Source organism: Priestia megaterium, from assembly GCF_046599315.1.
GTDB lineage: Bacteria > Bacillota > Bacilli > Bacillales > Bacillaceae_H > Priestia > Priestia megaterium_F.
Map to the genome: position 1 here is coordinate 285,436 of NZ_JBKIKC010000003.1, position 16,740 is coordinate 302,175.

Sequence of the window (16,740 nt, forward strand, 5' to 3'; positions counted from 1 at the left end):
CTGTTATTTTTGTTGGAGTAGGACTGTTAAAAGATTTAGTGGTTCTTCTAATATCTCAAGCTCTGTTAAGTTTCCAATCATGCCTTTCACAATAGCAGCGGTAGGATTATCTTTTTTAAGCTCCGTTTTTAAAATTTGAAAGCTGTCCGCATGCTCTTCAGAAATATGATCACGGGTGTCTAACAGCTGTTTAATTTCCTCGAGAGCTTTTTGCACCTGCTCATTTTTGCTTAAAAAAGCTGTTCGTTCCTTTCCATATATGTTTTCACCAAAAGAAGCGGGAATAAGGGGACGAGGTTTTTTAGTTAATAAATCTTCTACTAATACATCTACTCGGTCCATTATGTACTGCGCGACTTCTTTAAAGGTAAGTTCATATTGATTGAAGATAATAATTTCTAAAAAGGACTGATGAATACCTTCAATCATTTTTGTTAAATCCGAGATATAAGGCGTTACGTTTTCCCCGTATACGCTAACAAGGCTTTTGCAGTGAAAGTAAAACGTTTCTCTCTGCATTTTATGAACAAAGTTTTCCACATCTTTATTAAATGGAATAGATTTTTCACGAATTTGCATGATAATAAAATCCCTGTGCTCCGTAATGAATTCATAGAAATAGATGAGCTGGTTCATATAGCGGCTGCGGGCATCGTTTACCTCCTCATCGAGGGCATAAACAGAGCTAAAAAGCTTTTCATAGTAAAAGTTTAGAATCGATAATAAAAGTGCATCCTTAGATTTAAAGTGTAGGTAAAATGCACCTTTAGAAATATTGCATTCATCTACAATTTCTTGCACAGAGGTAGCATTAAATCCTTTTTTCGCAAAAAGCTTAATCGCTGCTTCAATGATTCTTTTTTCTTTTTCTTTCACGTATTCTACCTCCTTTATTGAACAATTTCGCCATTCATTTCGTTAGATAATAGTATCATACACTAAAAAAGATATAGGTATATATCAAAGTTAAGACCTAGAGTCAGTTCTTTTAAAAAACGCTTCCCCGTAAATATGTCTTTATTATGAACATGTCAGGAGAGGGCCTGCTTAGGGTTGACACTGACTGGTTAGTCATTTATATTTTAAGTTGTTATGACCGATCGGTCAATTTTATTAGTATACATACATTTGAAGGAGGATATGCATTGGGGAAGTTTATTAAATTTTCATTGAAAAATAAATTTGCAGTATGGCTGTTAACACTCTTTGTCATTATTGCAGGGCTGTATTCAGGATTTAATATGAAGCTAGAGACCATTCCTGATATTTCAACGCCTGTTGTAACAGTCAGTGCAACTTATCCGGGAGCCACTCCGGAACAAGTAGCAGACAAGGTGAGTAAGCCGATTGAACAAAAGCTTCAGGGACTGAGCAGTGTTGATACAGTTAGCTCATCTTCTTATGAAAATATGGCTACCATTCAAGTTGAATATAGTTTTAGTAAAAATATGGAGAAGGCAGAAGACGAAGTTAGACGGGCTCTTTCAAACGTAGGTCTGCCAGATGATATAGAGGAACCAAATGTTTCAAGACAAAGCATTAGTGATTTTCCGATTATTTCATTAAGCGTTTCAGATGATAAAAAGTCATTAGAAGAATTAACGAAGTATGTAAAAAATACAGTTGTTCCACAAGTTGAAAAAGTGCAAGGAATTTCTTCTGTCAGCGTGTCGGGAGAACAGGTTGAAGAAGCAGAACTTGTATTTAAACAAGACAAGCTCAAGCAGCTGGGACTCGATGAAGATACCGTGAAAAAACTTATCCAAGCATCCGATGCAAAAGTGCCAGCTGGTACATACACGATGAATGGATCTCAGAAATCCGTTGTGGTAGACGGAAAGATGACAACAGAAAAAGATTTGGAAAACTTAGAGATTCCGGCTGTGCCTAGCCAAGGAGCTGCTCAAGGTCAGCAACAAGGAATGAGTCAGCAGCAGTCCACGTCCGCAGCTTCTATTCCAACTGTGAAATTAAAAGAAATTGCTGATGTTAAAGTGACTGGGAAAGCAGAATCAATTTCTCGTACGAACGGCAAACCTTCAATTGCTGTGCAAGTTGTCAAAGCGAAAGATGCTAACACAGTAAATGTTGTAAATGATTTTAAAGAAAAAATGAATAGCCTGGAAAAGAAAAATAAAGACCTTCACGTTGACAATATTTTTGATCAAGGTAAACCGATTGAAGATTCTGTTCATACAATGCTAAATAAAGCTATTATCGGTGCGGTCTTTGCGGTTATTATCATTCTTTTATTTTTACGTGATATTCGTTCAACGATTATTGCCGTTATTTCGATTCCGCTTTCGCTATTAATCGCCATTTTAGCGCTCAAATCAATGGATATTTCTTTAAATATCATGACGCTTGGGGCGATGACTGTAGCAATCGGAAGGGTTGTAGATGATTCCATTGTCGTTATTGAAAATATCTACCGCCGCATGGCTTATCAGGAAGAAAAGCTTAAAGGGAAAGATTTAATAGTCGCTGCGACGAAAGAAATGTTCGTTCCAATTTTCTCTTCCACAGTCGTAACCGTAGCCGTATTTTTACCGTTAGGTCTAGTGGAAGGGCCGGTAGGAGAGCTATTCTTACCGTTTGCGTTAACGGTTGTCTTTGCGCTTTTAGCATCACTGCTAGTAGCCGTAACACTCGTGCCAATGCTTGCTCATTCTTTATTTAAAACAAATGTAAAAGTAAAAGAAGAAAAGCCAAGCAAGCTAGCACACGGATATAAGCGAATCTTGAACTGGACGTTAAACCATAAGCTTATTTCCTTTGGGTTAGCCGTATTGTTATTAGTAGGAAGCTTATTCTTAGTTCCTTCTATTGGCGTGAGCTTCTTGTCATCTGATCAAGAAAAAACGCTGACGCTTACGTATACACCGAAAGCTGGACAGTCTCAAAGCGATGTAGAAAAAGCAGCAAATCGTGCAGAAGCGTACTTGATGAAACGTGATGGTGTCAAAACGGTTCAGTATTCTTTCGGCGAAGGTAACTCTTTTAATCCGGGAAGCAAAAATAATGTTTTAACATTTGTACAATATGACGAGGATACACAAAATTTTGATAAAGAGCAGGATAAAGTATTAAAAGCTCTTAATAAACAAGCGAACCAAGGTGAATGGGGCTCAATGAATACGGCGTCTAGCGGCAGCAATAATTCATTAAATGTCCTTATTTACGGAGATAGCTTAGATGAAATTAAACCTTATGCTGATAAAGTTCAGCACGTTTTAGAAAAGCATAAAGAACTAAAAAATGTCGATTCTACGCTTTCAGATACGTTTGATGAATATACGTTAGTACCGAATCAAAAGAAAGCAGCTGAACTGGGCTTGTCTGCTAGTCAAATCGGCATGCAGATCTCGAACCTTGGACAGCGTGAAGTATTAACAACTATTCAAAAAGGCGGAAACGAAATTAACGTGTACCTTCCGAAAGAAAAAGAGGATTTCGCTACTTTTGCCGAACTTTCAGGCACAAAAGTGACCTCTCAAACTGGACAGGAATTTACATTAGATGAAGTTGTAGATATTAAAAAAGGTAAAACATCAAATACGGTAACTCGCCGTGATAATAAAATTTATGCAGAGGTAAGTGCCGATATTAAGAGTGACGATGTAGGCGGCGTTTCTTCAAACGTCCAAAAAGAAGTGAAAAAAATTGATTTGCCAAGTGATATGGATATTAACTTTGGCGGAGCATCAGAGCAAATTAATGACTCATTTAGTCAATTAGGAATTGCAATGCTTGCAGCCATCGGTATCGTGTATTTCGTACTGGTACTGACATTTGGTGGAGGGTTAGCTCCTTTTGCTATCTTATTCTCACTTCCGTTTACACTAATTGGTGCGCTAGTAGCGCTTTTAATCTCTGGAGAAACGATTAGCATTTCTTCGATGATTGGAGCTCTTATGCTGATTGGAATTGTGGTAACAAATGCGATCGTCCTGATTGATCGCGTTATTCATAAAGAGCAAGAGGGCCTTTCAACGCGTGAAGCTTTACTAGAAGCTGGAATGACACGTCTTCGTCCAATCTTAATGACAGCTATTGCAACGATTGGTGCACTGCTTCCATTAGCTTTTGGATTTGAAGGTGGAGGCCTCATTTCAAAAGGGCTAGGAGTTACGGTAATTGGGGGACTAACAAGTTCTACGCTACTCACGCTCATTATCGTTCCAATTGTCTATGAGTTTTTTATGAAATTTAAGCGCAAAAAACTAAAAGAATAGAAGCCAAGCATTTTTGTAAAACAAATTTCCGCTTTTGAGGTGAATAGCGATGAAGTCAATTGATAAACTAATAAAACAGCTGATTCAACAAGGAATTAAAGCAAAGAAAGTGACGATTGATAAATCAAAGCGCCAGCAGTGGATGTCCATGTCATTGCCTAAAACGGCATGGCAACATTCAAAATAAAAAGAGCTGACTTTAAGTCAGCTCTTTTTTATTAACGATCTGTATCTTCAAATGATCCTTCTTGATAAGCGTCACTTACTTGCTCATGCGTTTCTGCTAAGCCTTGTGAGAGTGCATCTTGTCGGTTATAATCTTCCGTTTCGAACTGGCGGTCTGCCATTTCAGTTGTATTGGGCTGCTTTTTAGGCTGTTTTTTTAAATTCATTTTCACCACTCCTATTTAATAAAGTGAGATCACGGTTAGTGTGCGATGAAAGTAAATGCTTTATACATAAAAAAGAGCTTCGTTTCCTCGAAGCTCTTTTTTCATATTATTGCTCTTTTTTATCTAAGAAGATTTTTTCAATATCATCAAGTACGATATTAGCTGCTAAAACACCGCCTGCTGTGTTCCAAGTAGCATCATCTACTTTGTGGACATGAGCTTCTTGAGCTACTTTTAACTTTTTGAAAAGCGGATCGTTTATCCATTCTTTTTCAAGCTTTGTTGCTTCACCGTCTCCCGTTTCATAAGAGAAGTAGAATAGCTGATCGCCGTCCATTGCGGGAATGCGTTCTTTTGTTGCATTCATTTCAGCAAAATCATCTTTGTCTTGAGACTCAGGGCGAGCAAATCCAAGCTGATCTAAAATAACGCCTGAGAATGAGTCTTTATGATAGATACGAACGTCTCCAGCTGTAAAGCGTACAACTGAGATTTTTTGTTTTAACTGTTCACCAAGACGCTTCTTTAAATCTGCTACGCGGTTATCATAATCAGCTAATACTTCTTTCCCCTTTTCTTCTTTATTTAGAGCTTTTGCATATAGCTTAAAGTTTGATTGCCAGTCTCCACGCAGCTCTTCAGAGAATACAGTTGGAGCAATTTGGTTCAGCTGGTCGTATACTTTTTCCTGGCGCATTTTATTTCCAATAATTAAGTCAGGTTTCAAAGCAGCGATTGCTTCTAAGCTTGGCTCGCTTTCTGTACCCACACTTTTAACGCCTTTCATTTGGCCTTTAATGTGGTCATACCACGGATTTCCTAACCATGATTGAACAGCACCAACAGGTTTTACACCCATTGCAAGAAGGGCTTCAGTACCTTCGTTTGTTAAAACGACCACTCGTTTAGGTGTTCCTTTAATGTCTGCTTTGCCCATGGCATGTTTCACTGTATAGGTTTCGCCAGAACCTGCGTTTTTTTCTTTTTTATCGCCTTCAGCGCTGTTTGAATTACCGCAGCCTGCCAGCACAAGCAATGTCATAATTGTAAGAATTGATAACAAATATGATAGCTTACTTTTACGATATGTATTCACGTCTTTTCCCCCTTGTCAGTGATAATGATTTTCATTAACAATTAAGATAATATTCTAACTTTTAAGCAGTGTCAATTAAAAATTGAAAATGATTCTCAAAATCATTGACACTTTTTTCAATGTTTCCTAAACTAAAGGTTAGATATATATAGGAATCATCTTAGAGGAGAGCAATGAAAATGATGCTACGCAGTGTTCAAATGAAAGTAATGGGGCTCATCATTGGAATCATGCTGCTTTTAATCTGTATTGGATTAAGTATCGTACTCGGATACACAGATACAAGTATCAAAACAGCATTTGAAGCTTTTCAAGCGTTTAACGGTTCGAATGAGCACATAGTTATTCAAGATATTCGATTGCCGCGCGCTATAATCGGTGCTGTGGTAGGTATTTGTTTAGGAATTGCAGGAGCAATGATGCAGGCGTTAACGAAAAACCCACTTGCTTCACCAGATATTATTGGTGTGAACGCTGGGGCCAGCTTTTTTATTGTTGTTGCAGTGATGATTTTTTCGGTCAATTCACTTCAAGCTTTTACATGGATTGCATTTGTAGGAGCGGCATTAACTGTAGTGGTTGTCTATTTTCTTGGGTCCATCGGAAAAGAAGGGCTGACGCCTATTAAATTAACGCTCGCAGGAGCGGCTATTGCAGCCTTTTTTTCTTCTTTAACACAAGGACTGCTGGCCGTGGATGAATCTTCTCTTGATCAAGTTCTCTTTTGGCTAGCTGGGTCTGTGCAAGGACGCAAGGTGGAAATGCTGTATGGCATACTACCTTATGTAGTGCCAGCAATTATTGTCACTTTTTTCATCGCTTCCAAAATTAATATTTTAACGATTGGTGAAGATGTAGCTAAAGGGTTAGGTCAAAGAACGGCTCTAGTCAAAATTATAAGCGGCATCATTATTGCTATCTTAGCTGGTGGAGCCGTTGCAGTAGCCGGTCCGATTAGCTTTGTAGGAATCATTGTTCCTCACGTTGTAAGGGCAATTGTAGGACAAGATTATCGCTGGGTATTTCCCTATAGTGCGGTTGCCGGCGGGATTTTAATTTTATTAGCTGACGTTGCGGCCAGGTATGTTATTATGCCTCAAGAAATCCCTGTTGGAGTCATGACTGCTGTTATTGGTACACCTTTCTTTATCTATATGGCAAGGAAAGGAGCGAAGGCGTCATGAAAACATACTTATCTCTTCGCGTAAAGCGGATTTCGTTTTTAGTTAATATAAAAGCAGCTCTGATTATTACTGGATTTTCAGTTGCGCTTGTTGCACTCTTTTTACTAAGTGCAGGTACGGGTGATTTATTTATCAATCCATTTCGTGTGATTAAAATTTTAGCGGGGCATGGACTGGAGTTTGAACGATTAGTTGTTACATCTTTTAGATTGCCGCGTATTATCGTGGCCATTTGTGCCGGTATTTGTCTAGCTATTGCGGGCGCTATCTTGCAGGGGCTTGTAAGAAATCCACTTGCTTCACCAGACTTAATCGGATTAACAGGAGGAGCTTCAGTCGGTGTGGTGTTATTTTTGACACTGTTTAGTGATAAAAGCAACTCATTAACCGTAAGTATTAATTGGATGCCTGTTAGCGCATTTTTAGGTGCGGTGGCAGTGGCGCTTTTACTTTATGTGTTTGCCTGGAAAAATGGCGTCTCTCCTATTACACTAGTATTAATAGGAATTGGATTAACAGCGTTAACGAAAGCTATGACCACGTTGTTTATGATTATGGGTCCTATCTACCGCGCCAGCCAAGCAAACATTTGGATAACCGGAACGGTGTATGGCTCAAATTGGGCAAGTGTTTCCGTACTAGTTCCCGTTACACTAGGGCTGGTTATCATCACGATTTTAATGATTCGAAATTTAAATGTTCAAGAGTTAGGTGAAGAAATTGCGACTAACGTTGGAAGTCGCGTTCAAAAAAATCGATTGTCACTTTTGTTGCTGAGCACAGCTTTAACAGGAAGTGCCGTTGCATTTGCCGGCGGAATTAGCTTTGTAGGACTACTTGCTCCACATATTGCCCGAAAGCTTGTAGGTTCATCATTTGGAGCTTTAATACCGCTATCGGCACTAATCGGAGCGATTTTAATCACGGCAGCAGATTTAATTGGCCGAACATTTTTCTTGCCAATCGAAGTGCCAGCAGGTGTATTCACGGCTGCAATTGGCGCACCGTACTTCATTTATTTACTATATAAACAAAGAAACGTATAACATTCTTTGTAGAAGGAGCGATTCGCATGCATTCGTTAGAAACAAAGTCGCTAACATTATCATATGGAGAAGCGATGATTATAGATGAGCTTGACGTCACCATCCCAAAGGGTGAGATTACGGTTTTTATCGGCAGTAATGGATGCGGAAAATCTACGCTGCTTCGTTCACTAGCAAGGTTATTAAAGCCACATGCCGGCTCTATTTTACTAGAAGGCTCTAAAATTTCCTCTCTTCCTACAAAGGAAATTGCAAAGCAGCTAGCAATCCTTCCGCAAGGTCCTGTTGCACCTGAAGGGTTGACTGTGCTGCAGCTTGTTAAACAAGGGCGCTATCCGTATCAAAATTGGTTCCGCCAGTGGTCTCAAGAAGATGAAGAAAAAGTACAAAACGCACTCGAAGCAACAGGTCTAGCAGACTTGGCTGACCGTCAAGTTGATTCGCTTTCTGGAGGACAGCGTCAGCGCGCATGGATTGCCATGACACTAGCGCAAGATACGGATATTATATTACTTGATGAACCGACAACGTATTTAGATATGACGCATCAAATTGAGATATTGGACTTGTTATTTGAACTGAATGAAAAAGAAAATCGCACCATCGTAATGGTGCTGCATGATTTAAACCTAGCCTGCCGCTATGCTCATCATATTGTGGCGCTTCAAGATAAAAAGATATACGCACAGGGAAGACCGGAAGAAGTCATTAACTGCGATTTAGTACAGCGGGTCTTTAATATGAACTGTGAAGTGACAGTGGATCCGTTATTTGGAACACCTCTTTGTATTCCTCATGGACGCGGAAGATGTATTGTGAATAAGCTGCGAGTTGAAACGCAGCATGCTCAGTAGGAAAGAGCAAAGTGAGTTAGCAGAAAAATTCCGCTGTACGTTTACAGATAACTCGCTGTACAGGTTGTCTCCCACCAGCTGCATGGATGAAAGCAAGGTGAAGGTACAGCTGCTATGGGTTCAGCAGACGATGAAGGCTGCTAATTTGAGAGCAGCTGCTTCCATGTTAGCGAAGCGATATAGTTTTGTTGTGGTGGCGGCTTTATATTCATTTATTGTTTTTCAAAAAAAGATAAACGCATCGACTAAAAATATTTCTTTGCATACAGAAGAAGTTGAAACCATGTGGCTTCCAAAAGTATTTATTTCAGAAATTGAAACGACAGAAGTAACAGAGGATAATCGGGAAATTCTTCTTGATGAGCTTCTTGATGAATTGTTTGCTTATCAACTTGAGCCGATATGGTCAGCACTGCGTAAAGTGACAAAAATTTCAAAGCTGACGCTGTGGGAAAACGTAGCTGTTTATATCCACTGGCTTTACGATATGCTTTTAGCAAACGAAGAAATAGACAAAATGGAACTGCAAAAAGATTTGCGTTACGTGTTAGAAGAAGCTGAGGGTCATCATTTTGGCTCATATCATAACAATCCGCTTGCTCGTTACAGTTTACCTCCTGAATATGCAGAGAGACAAAAGCAGGAGATAAGAGTTCGGCAAACGTGCTGTTTGTCTTACCAAACAGGAGCTAAAGAGACTTACTGTCGAACGTGTCCGGTTATTTGCAAACCAAAGAAAGGAGTGAGTGTGCATGAATAAAACCTTTCAAGAGCAATTCGACGGTTTGATTGAAAAGTACACGGAACTAATGGTCGGTGAAAGTAACGAACAGCTGCAGGAAAAAGTGAAAATATGGGCACTTTACAACCATATTTCAAAATCTATGCCACCTTTAACCAAGCATTGGAATCAATTATATCCAGACGCAAAAGCGGAAATGGTCGAGATTGTGAAGGAAATAAAAGAGCTGAATGAAGCGCATCGAGCTTCACAGCGAAAACCAGAATAAAAACATTCATCACGAAGCTGATGGATGTTTTTTTATCAAAAAGCTCCTAGTTGCTTTTTGATTAGGTGTGCATATGTTAATAACAGGTGCCTATCTATCTAGCTAAGGAAATGGTAAAATTAATGATAATTAAATAAATTTTGTTAGGCGCATGACAAGTGAAGGCGGGGGGTTGCTTTGGAACAAACGATAAGAAACTTTTTTTTATTGTTATCAAAAAGCAAAAAGTTAACAAAGCTAGCTAAGCGCTATGGCTTACGTTTTGGAGCAGCACGGTTTGTTGCAGGTGAAACCATTGATGAAGCCGTTAGTGTGATAAAAAAGCTAAATGAACAGGGATTAAAAGTCACAATTGATTATCTCGGGGAGTTTGTGGAAAGTGAAGCTGAAGTCAATAACGCAGCAGCTCAATGCATAAAGGCCATTCACCTTATACACAAAGAAAAATTGGATTCAGAAATTTCTTTAAAATTAACGTCTATGGGACTCGATATTTCCGAAGATTTAGCGCTTCATAATATGCGGCGTATTCTGAAAGAAGCGGAAAAGTATAACGTGTTTGTGACGATTGACATGGAAGACTATAAGCGATGCAGGAAGACGATTAAATTATTTAAACAATTAAAAAATGAGTATGAACACGTAGGGACGGTGCTTCAAGCATACTTATATCGTACAGAAAGTGACATTCGTGAATTAAATACGTATGCTCCTAAATTAAGGTTAGTGAAAGGAGCGTACAAAGAAGCAGCAGACGTGGCATTTCCTGATAAAGAAGATGTAGACGAAAACTTCAAAAACATCATTGGGCTTCACTTGTTGAATGGTCACTACACAGCAGTCGCTACTCACGATGAACGAATCATCCAGTATACAAAAGAGTTCGTTAAGAAGCATGGAATCTCAGTCGATCAGTTTGAGTTTCAGATGCTGTACGGCATTCGATCAGAAAGGCAGATTCAGCTCGTAGCAGAACAATATAAAATGAGAGTGTACGTTCCTTATGGAACGGACTGGTATGGGTACTTTATGAGGCGCCTTGCAGAAAGACCTGCAAATGTTGCATTTGTTTTAAAAGGAATTGTAAAAAAATAATAATGAAATGGTTGTGATGACAAAGTAAGAAATAATCAAAAATCGAACATGATTCGATTACTCATGTTCGATTTTGAAGTTAATGTCCTTGTGTATTATGCTTTGTGTACTGCTGGTTTTGAGATGTCTTTTTGCCGCGTCCGTGTGGTTCATTGAATGGTCCTGCATTTCCCTTAACGCTTGCTGCGCTTACGCCTGCTGACGATGGATCCTTCTTTAATTTGCTCACAAAATCACCTCCTGTGTATTAAGATAACCAAACGCATTAAAAATAGTTAGAGATAATATTGTGAATATATTGCGAAAATTTAAAAAATGATTTATAGTAAAAACAGAGATTAACAGTGACTCTCTTTTTTTACACATAAAATGAATGACGATTCATTCAATATATTAAAGGGGATGTGGGGATGATTATGAACATAAAAAAAGCCGCCGTTTTAGGTTCAGGAGTTATGGGCTCTGGAATTGCAGCTCATTTAGCGAATGTAGGAATTCCAACGCTTTTGCTAGACGTGGTTCCAGCTTCGTTAACACCAGACGAGGAGAAAAAACAGCTGACGCTTGAAGATAGGCAAGTCAGAAACCGGTTGAGTACAGCTGCTCTAGCTAAATTAACGAAGCAAAAACCAGCGCCTTTAACGTCGAAGGCATCACTATCTTTAATTACGCCAGGAAATCTTGAAGATCATTTACAGCAGTTAAGCGACTGCGATTGGATTATTGAAGTAGTCGTCGAACGCCTCGATATTAAACAGCAGTTGTTTGAAAAGATTGACAGTGTGCGAAAAAAAGGAAGTATTGTAAGTTCAAACACTTCGGGAATATCGATTCATGAAATGGCTAAAGGACGCTCAGAAGATTTTAAAGCTCATTTCTTAGGAACGCACTTTTTTAATCCACCGCGTTATTTAAAGTTATTAGAAATCATTCCAACTCATGACACAAAATCAGAAATTGTTGAATATATGAAAATGTTTGGTGAAGATGTGTTAGGTAAAGGGGTAGTTATTGCAAAAGATACACCTAACTTTATTGCTAATCGCATTGGTACGTACGGTTTACTCATAACCGTTCAAGAAATGTTAAAAGGTAATTACAGCGTGGGAGAAGTTGACTCTGTGACAGGACCGTTAATTGGAAGACCAAAAAGCGCGACGTTTCGAACGCTAGACGTAGTAGGACTAGACACATTTATTCATGTAGCTAACAATGTATTTGATAAAGTAGAAGGCAAAGAAAAAGAAGTGTTTGATGTACCTTTATTTATGAAACAAATGCAGGAAAATGGCTGGCTTGGAAGTAAGTCGGGGCAAGGCTTCTTTTTGAAGAAAGGAAAAGAAATTTTGGAACTTGACCCTGGTACACTTCAATACGTCGAGAGAAAGAAATTAAAAACAGCTTCTACAGAATTAAGTAAGCAGGCAAAAGGGCTGCAAAATAAAATGAAAGCGCTTATATACTCTGGTGATCGTGCTGGGCAGCTTCTTTGGAATGTGATCAGTCCGGTTCTTGTGTATGCAGCCCAGTTAAAGGATGAAATCGCTGACGATATCGTGGCAATTGATCAAGCTATGAAGTGGGGATTTGGCTGGGAAATGGGTCCGTTTGAGACGTGGGATGCAATTGGTTTAGAAAAGTCCATTGAGAAGATGGAGCAGTCTGGCTTAGCAGTTCCGCAGTGGATAAAACAAATGCAGGAAAACGGATTTACGAGCTTCTATAAAGAAATGGAAGGTCAAACGCTTTACTACGAAGATGATGAGTATAAAGCGGTAAAAGAAAATAAAAAGGTCATTCACCTGTCATCTTTACGCTCTCAAAATCATGTCATTTTAGAAAACAGCGGAGCGAGTTTAATTGATTTAGGGGATGATGTGGCGTGCCTGCAGTTTACCTCTCCTAACAATGCAATCGGGCTAGATATTATTAACTTATTAAATCAGTCTCTTGAAGAAGTGAACAAGAACTATAAGGGGCTTGTAATAGGAAACCAAGGGAAAAATTTCTGCGTTGGCGCTAACTTAGCTATGATTTTAATGGAAGCGCAAGACGATAATTATGTTGAAATTGAGTTTGTTATAAAACAATTTCAACAGGCAATGATGAAGGTGAAATACAATGAGAAGCCGATTGTTGCAGCTCCGTTTGCTATGGCTCTGGGAGGGGGAGCAGAAATTTGCTTACCGTCAGCTAAAATCCAAGCTTCTGCTGAAACTTACATGGGCCTTGTAGAAGTAGGAGTTGGGCTAATTCCTGGTGGAGGAGGTAACAAGGAGCTTTATATCAAACAGCTAAATGGTTTACCGAACGGTGTAACGCTGGATCTTCAGCAAATTGCCAATAAAACATTTGAAACAATTGCTACTGCAAAAGTATCCACCTCTGCTGCAGAAGCGAGACAGCTAAATTTCTTAAATCGCCACGACGGCATCAGTGTAAACGGAGATCACTTGCTAAATGATGCGAAGAATTCAGTCCTTGCTTTGTATGACACAGGCTATAAACCGCCTGTAAGAAGTAAGATTCCTGTTGTTGGAGAAACAGGGTATGCAACGTTGCTGCTAGGAGCTCAATCCATGAAGTATTCAGGATATATATCAGAACATGATTATAAAATTGCTAGTAAGCTAGCATTTGTGTTGGCTGGAGGACGTGTAGCGTTTGGTTCTGAAGTTGATGAAGAGTATTTGCTGGATTTAGAGAGAAGCATTTTTAAGCCTTGTTGGGGAAGCAAAATCTCAAGAACGTATGCAGCACATGTTAGTTAAAGGAAAATCACTGCGCAATTAAGGGGGAGAAAAGATGAGAGAAGCGGTTATTGTAGCGGGTGCTAGGACACCGGTTGGAAAAGCAAAAAAAGGTTCACTGGCAAGCGTTAGACCGGATGATTTGGGAGCTATTGTGGTTAAAGAAACCCTTCGCCGAGCAGGGGGATACGAAGGACCAATTGATGATTTAATTATCGGTTGTGCAATGCCTGAAGCAGAACAGGGGTTGAATATGGCTCGAAATATTGGCGCTCTAGCGGGCTTGCCTTATACGGTGCCAGCAATAACGATCAACCGTTATTGTTCATCAGGTTTACAAAGTATTGCCTATGGTGCAGAACGAATTATGCTAGGGCAAGCCAAAGCAGTTTTAGCTGGAGGAGCAGAATCAATGAGTTTTGTTCCGATGTTCGGAAATGTAGCACGTCCGAATGTCCAGCTGGTTGAAAATGCGCCAGAGTATTACATGGGCATGGGACATACGGCAGAACAAGTGGCGATGAAATACGGTATTTCACGTGAAGACCAGGATGCATTTGCTGTACGAAGCCATCAAAAAGCAGCAAAAGCACTTCAAGAAGGAAGATTTAAAGACGAAATTGTTCCGGTAGAAGTAACGCTTCGAAAAGTTGATGAAAATAATAAGCTCCGTGAACAAAAGCTGATGTTCTCACAAGATGAAGGAGTTCGCCCCGGCACAACTGCGGACGTATTAGGAAAACTTCGTCCAGCTTTTTCGATTAAAGGATCCGTGACAGCAGGAAACTCTTCGCAGACAAGTGACGGAGCTGCATCAGTTTTTCTAATGGATAGAGAACAAGCAGAAGCAGAAGGCCTAAAGCCTTTGCTTAAGTTTCGCTCATTTGCAGTTGGAGGAGTTCCGCCTGAAGTAATGGGTATTGGTCCAGTAGCAGCCATTCCTAAAGCTCTTAAGCTAGCAGGGCTGGAACTTTCCGATATCGGTTTATTTGAATTAAATGAAGCATTTGCTTCTCAAGCAATCGGCGTTATTCGAGAATTAAATATTAATGAAGATAAAGTAAATGTAAACGGAGGCGCTATTGCTTTAGGTCATCCATTAGGCTGTACTGGAGCTAAGCTAACACTGAGCTTAATGCATGAAATGAAGCGTCGAAATGAACAATTTGGTATTGTCACAATGTGTATTGGCGGAGGAATGGGAGCTGCTGGTGTATTTGAATTGTTAGCATAATCATTTCAAAGGGGGAGATGAACATGTCAAATAAAACAAAAAAAATGATTAAAGGTGGAAGCTTTTTAATTGAAGAAGGAGATGCAAGTCGCGTCTACACGCCGGAGGATTATACATCTGAACAAAAGATGATTGCCAAGACGACAGATGAATTTGTAGAAAATGAAGTGCTTCCACAAGTGGAATATTTAGAAAAGCATGAGTTTGATCGTTCTGTAAAGTTATTAAAACAAGCTGGTGAATTAGGCTTACTTGGCGCAGATGTACCGGAAGAATATGGTGGACTCGGTTTAGATAAGATTACGTCGGCTTTAATTGCTGAAAAAATGTCTCGAGCAGGTGGGTTTTCTATCACGCACGGTGCTCACGTAGGAATTGGATCATTGCCCATCGTCTTATTTGGAACTGAAGAGCAAAAACAAGCTTATTTACCTGCTTTAGCGGTAGGGGAAAAAATAGCAGCTTATGCGTTAACTGAACCTGGTTCTGGTTCCGATGCCCTCGGTGCTCGAACAACAGCTCGCCTTAACGCAGAAGGCACACACTATGTGTTAAATGGAGAAAAGCAGTGGATTACGAATGCCGGATTTGCTGATGTGTTCGTAGTGTATGCAAAAATCGACGGCGATAAATTTTCTGCTTTTATCGTGGAGCGTGAATTCCCAGGCGTTTCGGTTGGGCCAGAAGAGAAGAAAATGGGAATCAAAAGTTCATCAACAAGAACATTGATTCTTGAAGATGCGCTTGTTCCAAAAGAAAATGTGTTAGGTGAAATTGGAAAAGGTCATGTTATTGCTTTTAACATTTTAAATATTGGGCGCTATAAGCTTGGAGTTGGAGCAGTTGGGGCAGGAAAACGTGCGTTAGAAATTACGTCTCAATATGTTAATCAGCGTCAGCAGTTTAAAACGCCAATCGCTAAATTCTCATTAACACAAGAAAAATTAGCAACAATGGCTTCTAAATTGTATGCAACTGAAAGTTCCGTCTATCGTACGGTAGGACTTTTTGAAGATCATATGGGTCAGCTTTCGGAAGAACAGCAGAAAGACGGAAAACAAATTGCAGCTTCTATTGCTGAATATGCTATTGAATGCTCATTAAATAAAGTGTTTGCAACGGAAGCTCTTGATTACATCGTAGATGAAGGCGTGCAGCTTCACGGAGGCTACGGTTTTATGAGTGAGTATGAAATCGAGCGCCTGTATCGTGATTCCCGTATTAATCGTATTTTTGAAGGAACAAATGAAATTAACCGTCTCTTAGTACCAGGCACATATTTACGCAAAGCGCTAAAAGGAGAGCTTCCGCTGCTTCAAAAAGCACAAACGCTTCAAGAAGAATTGGTGATGCTTATGCCGCAAGAAGTAGGAAATGAGCCGTTAGATCAAGAGAAAATGCTTGTGCAAAACGGGAAAAAAATTGCGCTCTTGCTTTTAGGTCTAGCTGCACAGAAGTATGGCAAAGAATTAGAGAAAGAACAAGAAATTCTCGTTAATATTTCCGATATGATCAGTAATGTATATGCAATGGAATCAACTGTTCTGCGTACTGAAAAAGCCATTTCCAAAACAGGAGCAGATCAAAACAGCTTAAAAGTAAAATATACGCAAGTATTTTGCCAAGAAGCATTTAATCGAATTGAAGCAGATGCAAAAGAAACGTTAATTGGCGTTGAACAAGGTGATACGCTCAGAGTCATGCTATCATCTCTTCGCAAGTTAACGCGCTATACCCCAATCAATGTAATTAGCGTAAAGCGAGAGATTGCAAAAACGCTTCTAGAAGTAGAAAAATTTACAGTTTAAACAAAAAGGAGCTCGTTTTGCGAGCTCCTTTTTGTT

Annotated in this window: 14 protein-coding genes and 1 pseudogene; 11 read left to right on the forward strand and 4 right to left on the reverse strand. The window is 39.5% G+C overall.

Features of this window, described 5'->3' with window-relative positions; genetic code table 11:
• Positions 1-3: 3 nt before the first annotated feature.
• Positions 4-876: a TetR/AcrR family transcriptional regulator gene (locus ACLHDF_RS12485; RefSeq protein WP_413919124.1), complete on the reverse strand. Its 873-nt coding sequence runs from the start codon at positions 874-876 to the stop codon at positions 4-6.
• Between the two features lie 269 nt (positions 877-1,145).
• On the opposite strand from ACLHDF_RS12485, the gene ACLHDF_RS12490 reads away from it, so the two are divergent.
• Both ACLHDF_RS12490 and ACLHDF_RS12495 read left to right on the forward strand, forming a co-directional pair.
• Positions 1,146-4,235, forward strand: a complete 3,090-nt coding sequence (locus ACLHDF_RS12490; RefSeq protein ID WP_413919125.1) for an efflux RND transporter permease subunit — start codon at positions 1,146-1,148, stop codon at positions 4,233-4,235.
• Between the two features lie 49 nt (positions 4,236-4,284).
• Positions 4,285-4,422: a hypothetical protein gene (locus tag ACLHDF_RS12495; RefSeq protein WP_264388288.1), complete on the forward strand. Its 138-nt coding sequence runs from the start codon at positions 4,285-4,287 to the stop codon at positions 4,420-4,422.
• Between the two features lie 31 nt (positions 4,423-4,453).
• On the opposite strand, the gene ACLHDF_RS12500 is transcribed toward ACLHDF_RS12495, so the two are convergent.
• Together ACLHDF_RS12500 and ACLHDF_RS12505 are read right to left on the reverse strand one after the other, a co-directional pair.
• The gene (locus ACLHDF_RS12500; protein WP_413919126.1) at positions 4,454-4,627 is read right to left on the reverse strand and encodes a YozQ family protein; all 174 of its coding nucleotides are present in this window, start codon (positions 4,625-4,627) and stop codon (positions 4,454-4,456) included.
• A gap of 106 nt (positions 4,628-4,733) precedes the next feature.
• Positions 4,734-5,723 carry an ABC transporter substrate-binding protein gene (locus ACLHDF_RS12505; protein WP_413919127.1) on the reverse strand — a complete coding sequence of 330 codons (990 nt, stop codon included), beginning with the start codon at positions 5,721-5,723 and terminating at the stop codon, positions 4,734-4,736.
• A gap of 179 nt (positions 5,724-5,902) precedes the next feature.
• On the opposite strand from ACLHDF_RS12505, the gene ACLHDF_RS12510 reads away from it, so the two are divergent.
• The 6 genes from ACLHDF_RS12510 to ACLHDF_RS12535 all read left to right on the forward strand — a co-directional run bounded on the left by ACLHDF_RS12510 (position 5,903) and on the right by ACLHDF_RS12535 (position 10,912).
• The gene (locus tag ACLHDF_RS12510; protein WP_413919128.1) at positions 5,903-6,907 is read left to right on the forward strand and encodes a FecCD family ABC transporter permease; all 1,005 of its coding nucleotides are present in this window, start codon (positions 5,903-5,905) and stop codon (positions 6,905-6,907) included.
• Positions 6,904-7,953 carry a FecCD family ABC transporter permease gene (locus ACLHDF_RS12515; protein ID WP_413919129.1) on the forward strand — a complete coding sequence of 350 codons (1,050 nt, stop codon included), beginning with the start codon at positions 6,904-6,906 and terminating at the stop codon, positions 7,951-7,953. Before ACLHDF_RS12510 ends, ACLHDF_RS12515 begins: the two co-directional genes overlap by 4 nt.
• Positions 7,954-7,979: 26 nt before the next feature.
• Positions 7,980-8,807, forward strand: coding sequence for an ABC transporter ATP-binding protein (locus ACLHDF_RS12520; RefSeq protein WP_013059664.1), 828 nt, complete (start codon positions 7,980-7,982; stop codon positions 8,805-8,807).
• A 97-nt stretch (positions 8,808-8,904) separates the two neighbouring features.
• Positions 8,905-9,567 carry an IucA/IucC family C-terminal-domain containing protein gene (locus tag ACLHDF_RS12525; RefSeq protein ID WP_413919130.1) on the forward strand — a complete coding sequence of 221 codons (663 nt, stop codon included), beginning with the start codon at positions 8,905-8,907 and terminating at the stop codon, positions 9,565-9,567.
• Positions 9,560-9,817, forward strand: coding sequence for a YusU family protein (locus ACLHDF_RS12530; protein WP_413919131.1), 258 nt, complete (start codon positions 9,560-9,562; stop codon positions 9,815-9,817). Before ACLHDF_RS12525 ends, ACLHDF_RS12530 begins: the two co-directional genes overlap by 8 nt.
• A gap of 177 nt (positions 9,818-9,994) precedes the next feature.
• A complete protein-coding gene (locus ACLHDF_RS12535; RefSeq protein WP_413919132.1) occupies positions 9,995-10,912 on the forward strand; it encodes a proline dehydrogenase family protein in 918 nt (305 codons plus the stop codon).
• A 79-nt stretch (positions 10,913-10,991) separates the two neighbouring features.
• Here ACLHDF_RS12535 and ACLHDF_RS12540 read toward each other — a convergent pair whose 3' ends face one another.
• Positions 10,992-11,141 (reverse strand): YuzL family protein, encoded by a 150-nt coding sequence (locus ACLHDF_RS12540; protein WP_413919133.1) that lies wholly within the window; start codon positions 11,139-11,141, stop codon positions 10,992-10,994.
• Positions 11,142-11,325: 184 nt separating this feature from the next.
• Here ACLHDF_RS12540 and ACLHDF_RS12545 point away from each other — a divergent pair.
• From ACLHDF_RS12545 to ACLHDF_RS12555, 3 genes and pseudogenes are all read left to right on the forward strand, one after another.
• Positions 11,326-13,705, forward strand: a pseudogene (locus ACLHDF_RS12545) (3-hydroxyacyl-CoA dehydrogenase NAD-binding domain-containing protein).
• A 12-nt stretch (positions 13,706-13,717) separates the two neighbouring features.
• Positions 13,718-14,896, forward strand: coding sequence for an acetyl-CoA C-acetyltransferase (locus ACLHDF_RS12550; RefSeq protein ID WP_413919134.1), 1,179 nt, complete (start codon positions 13,718-13,720; stop codon positions 14,894-14,896).
• Positions 14,897-14,919: 23 nt separating this feature from the next.
• Positions 14,920-16,704, forward strand: coding sequence for an acyl-CoA dehydrogenase family protein (locus ACLHDF_RS12555; RefSeq protein ID WP_413919135.1), 1,785 nt, complete (start codon positions 14,920-14,922; stop codon positions 16,702-16,704).
• The last annotated feature ends 36 nt before the right edge of the window (positions 16,705-16,740 follow it).

Excerpts from the sequence above, each read along its gene's own strand:
- ACLHDF_RS12495 (WP_264388288.1), top strand. The coding sequence starts at position 4,285 with ATGAAGTCAATTGATAAACTAATAAAACAGCTGATTCAACAAGGAATT.
- ACLHDF_RS12500 (WP_413919126.1), bottom strand. The coding sequence starts at position 4,627 with ATGAATTTAAAAAAACAGCCTAAAAAGCAGCCCAATACAACTGAAATG.
- ACLHDF_RS12510 (WP_413919128.1), top strand. The coding sequence starts at position 5,903 with ATGATGCTACGCAGTGTTCAAATGAAAGTAATGGGGCTCATCATTGGA.
- ACLHDF_RS12515 (WP_413919129.1), top strand. The coding sequence starts at position 6,904 with ATGAAAACATACTTATCTCTTCGCGTAAAGCGGATTTCGTTTTTAGTT.
- ACLHDF_RS12520 (WP_013059664.1), top strand. The coding sequence starts at position 7,980 with ATGCATTCGTTAGAAACAAAGTCGCTAACATTATCATATGGAGAAGCG.
- ACLHDF_RS12530 (WP_413919131.1), top strand. The coding sequence starts at position 9,560 with ATGAATAAAACCTTTCAAGAGCAATTCGACGGTTTGATTGAAAAGTAC.
- ACLHDF_RS12550 (WP_413919134.1), top strand. The coding sequence starts at position 13,718 with ATGAGAGAAGCGGTTATTGTAGCGGGTGCTAGGACACCGGTTGGAAAA.
- ACLHDF_RS12555 (WP_413919135.1), top strand. The coding sequence starts at position 14,920 with ATGTCAAATAAAACAAAAAAAATGATTAAAGGTGGAAGCTTTTTAATT.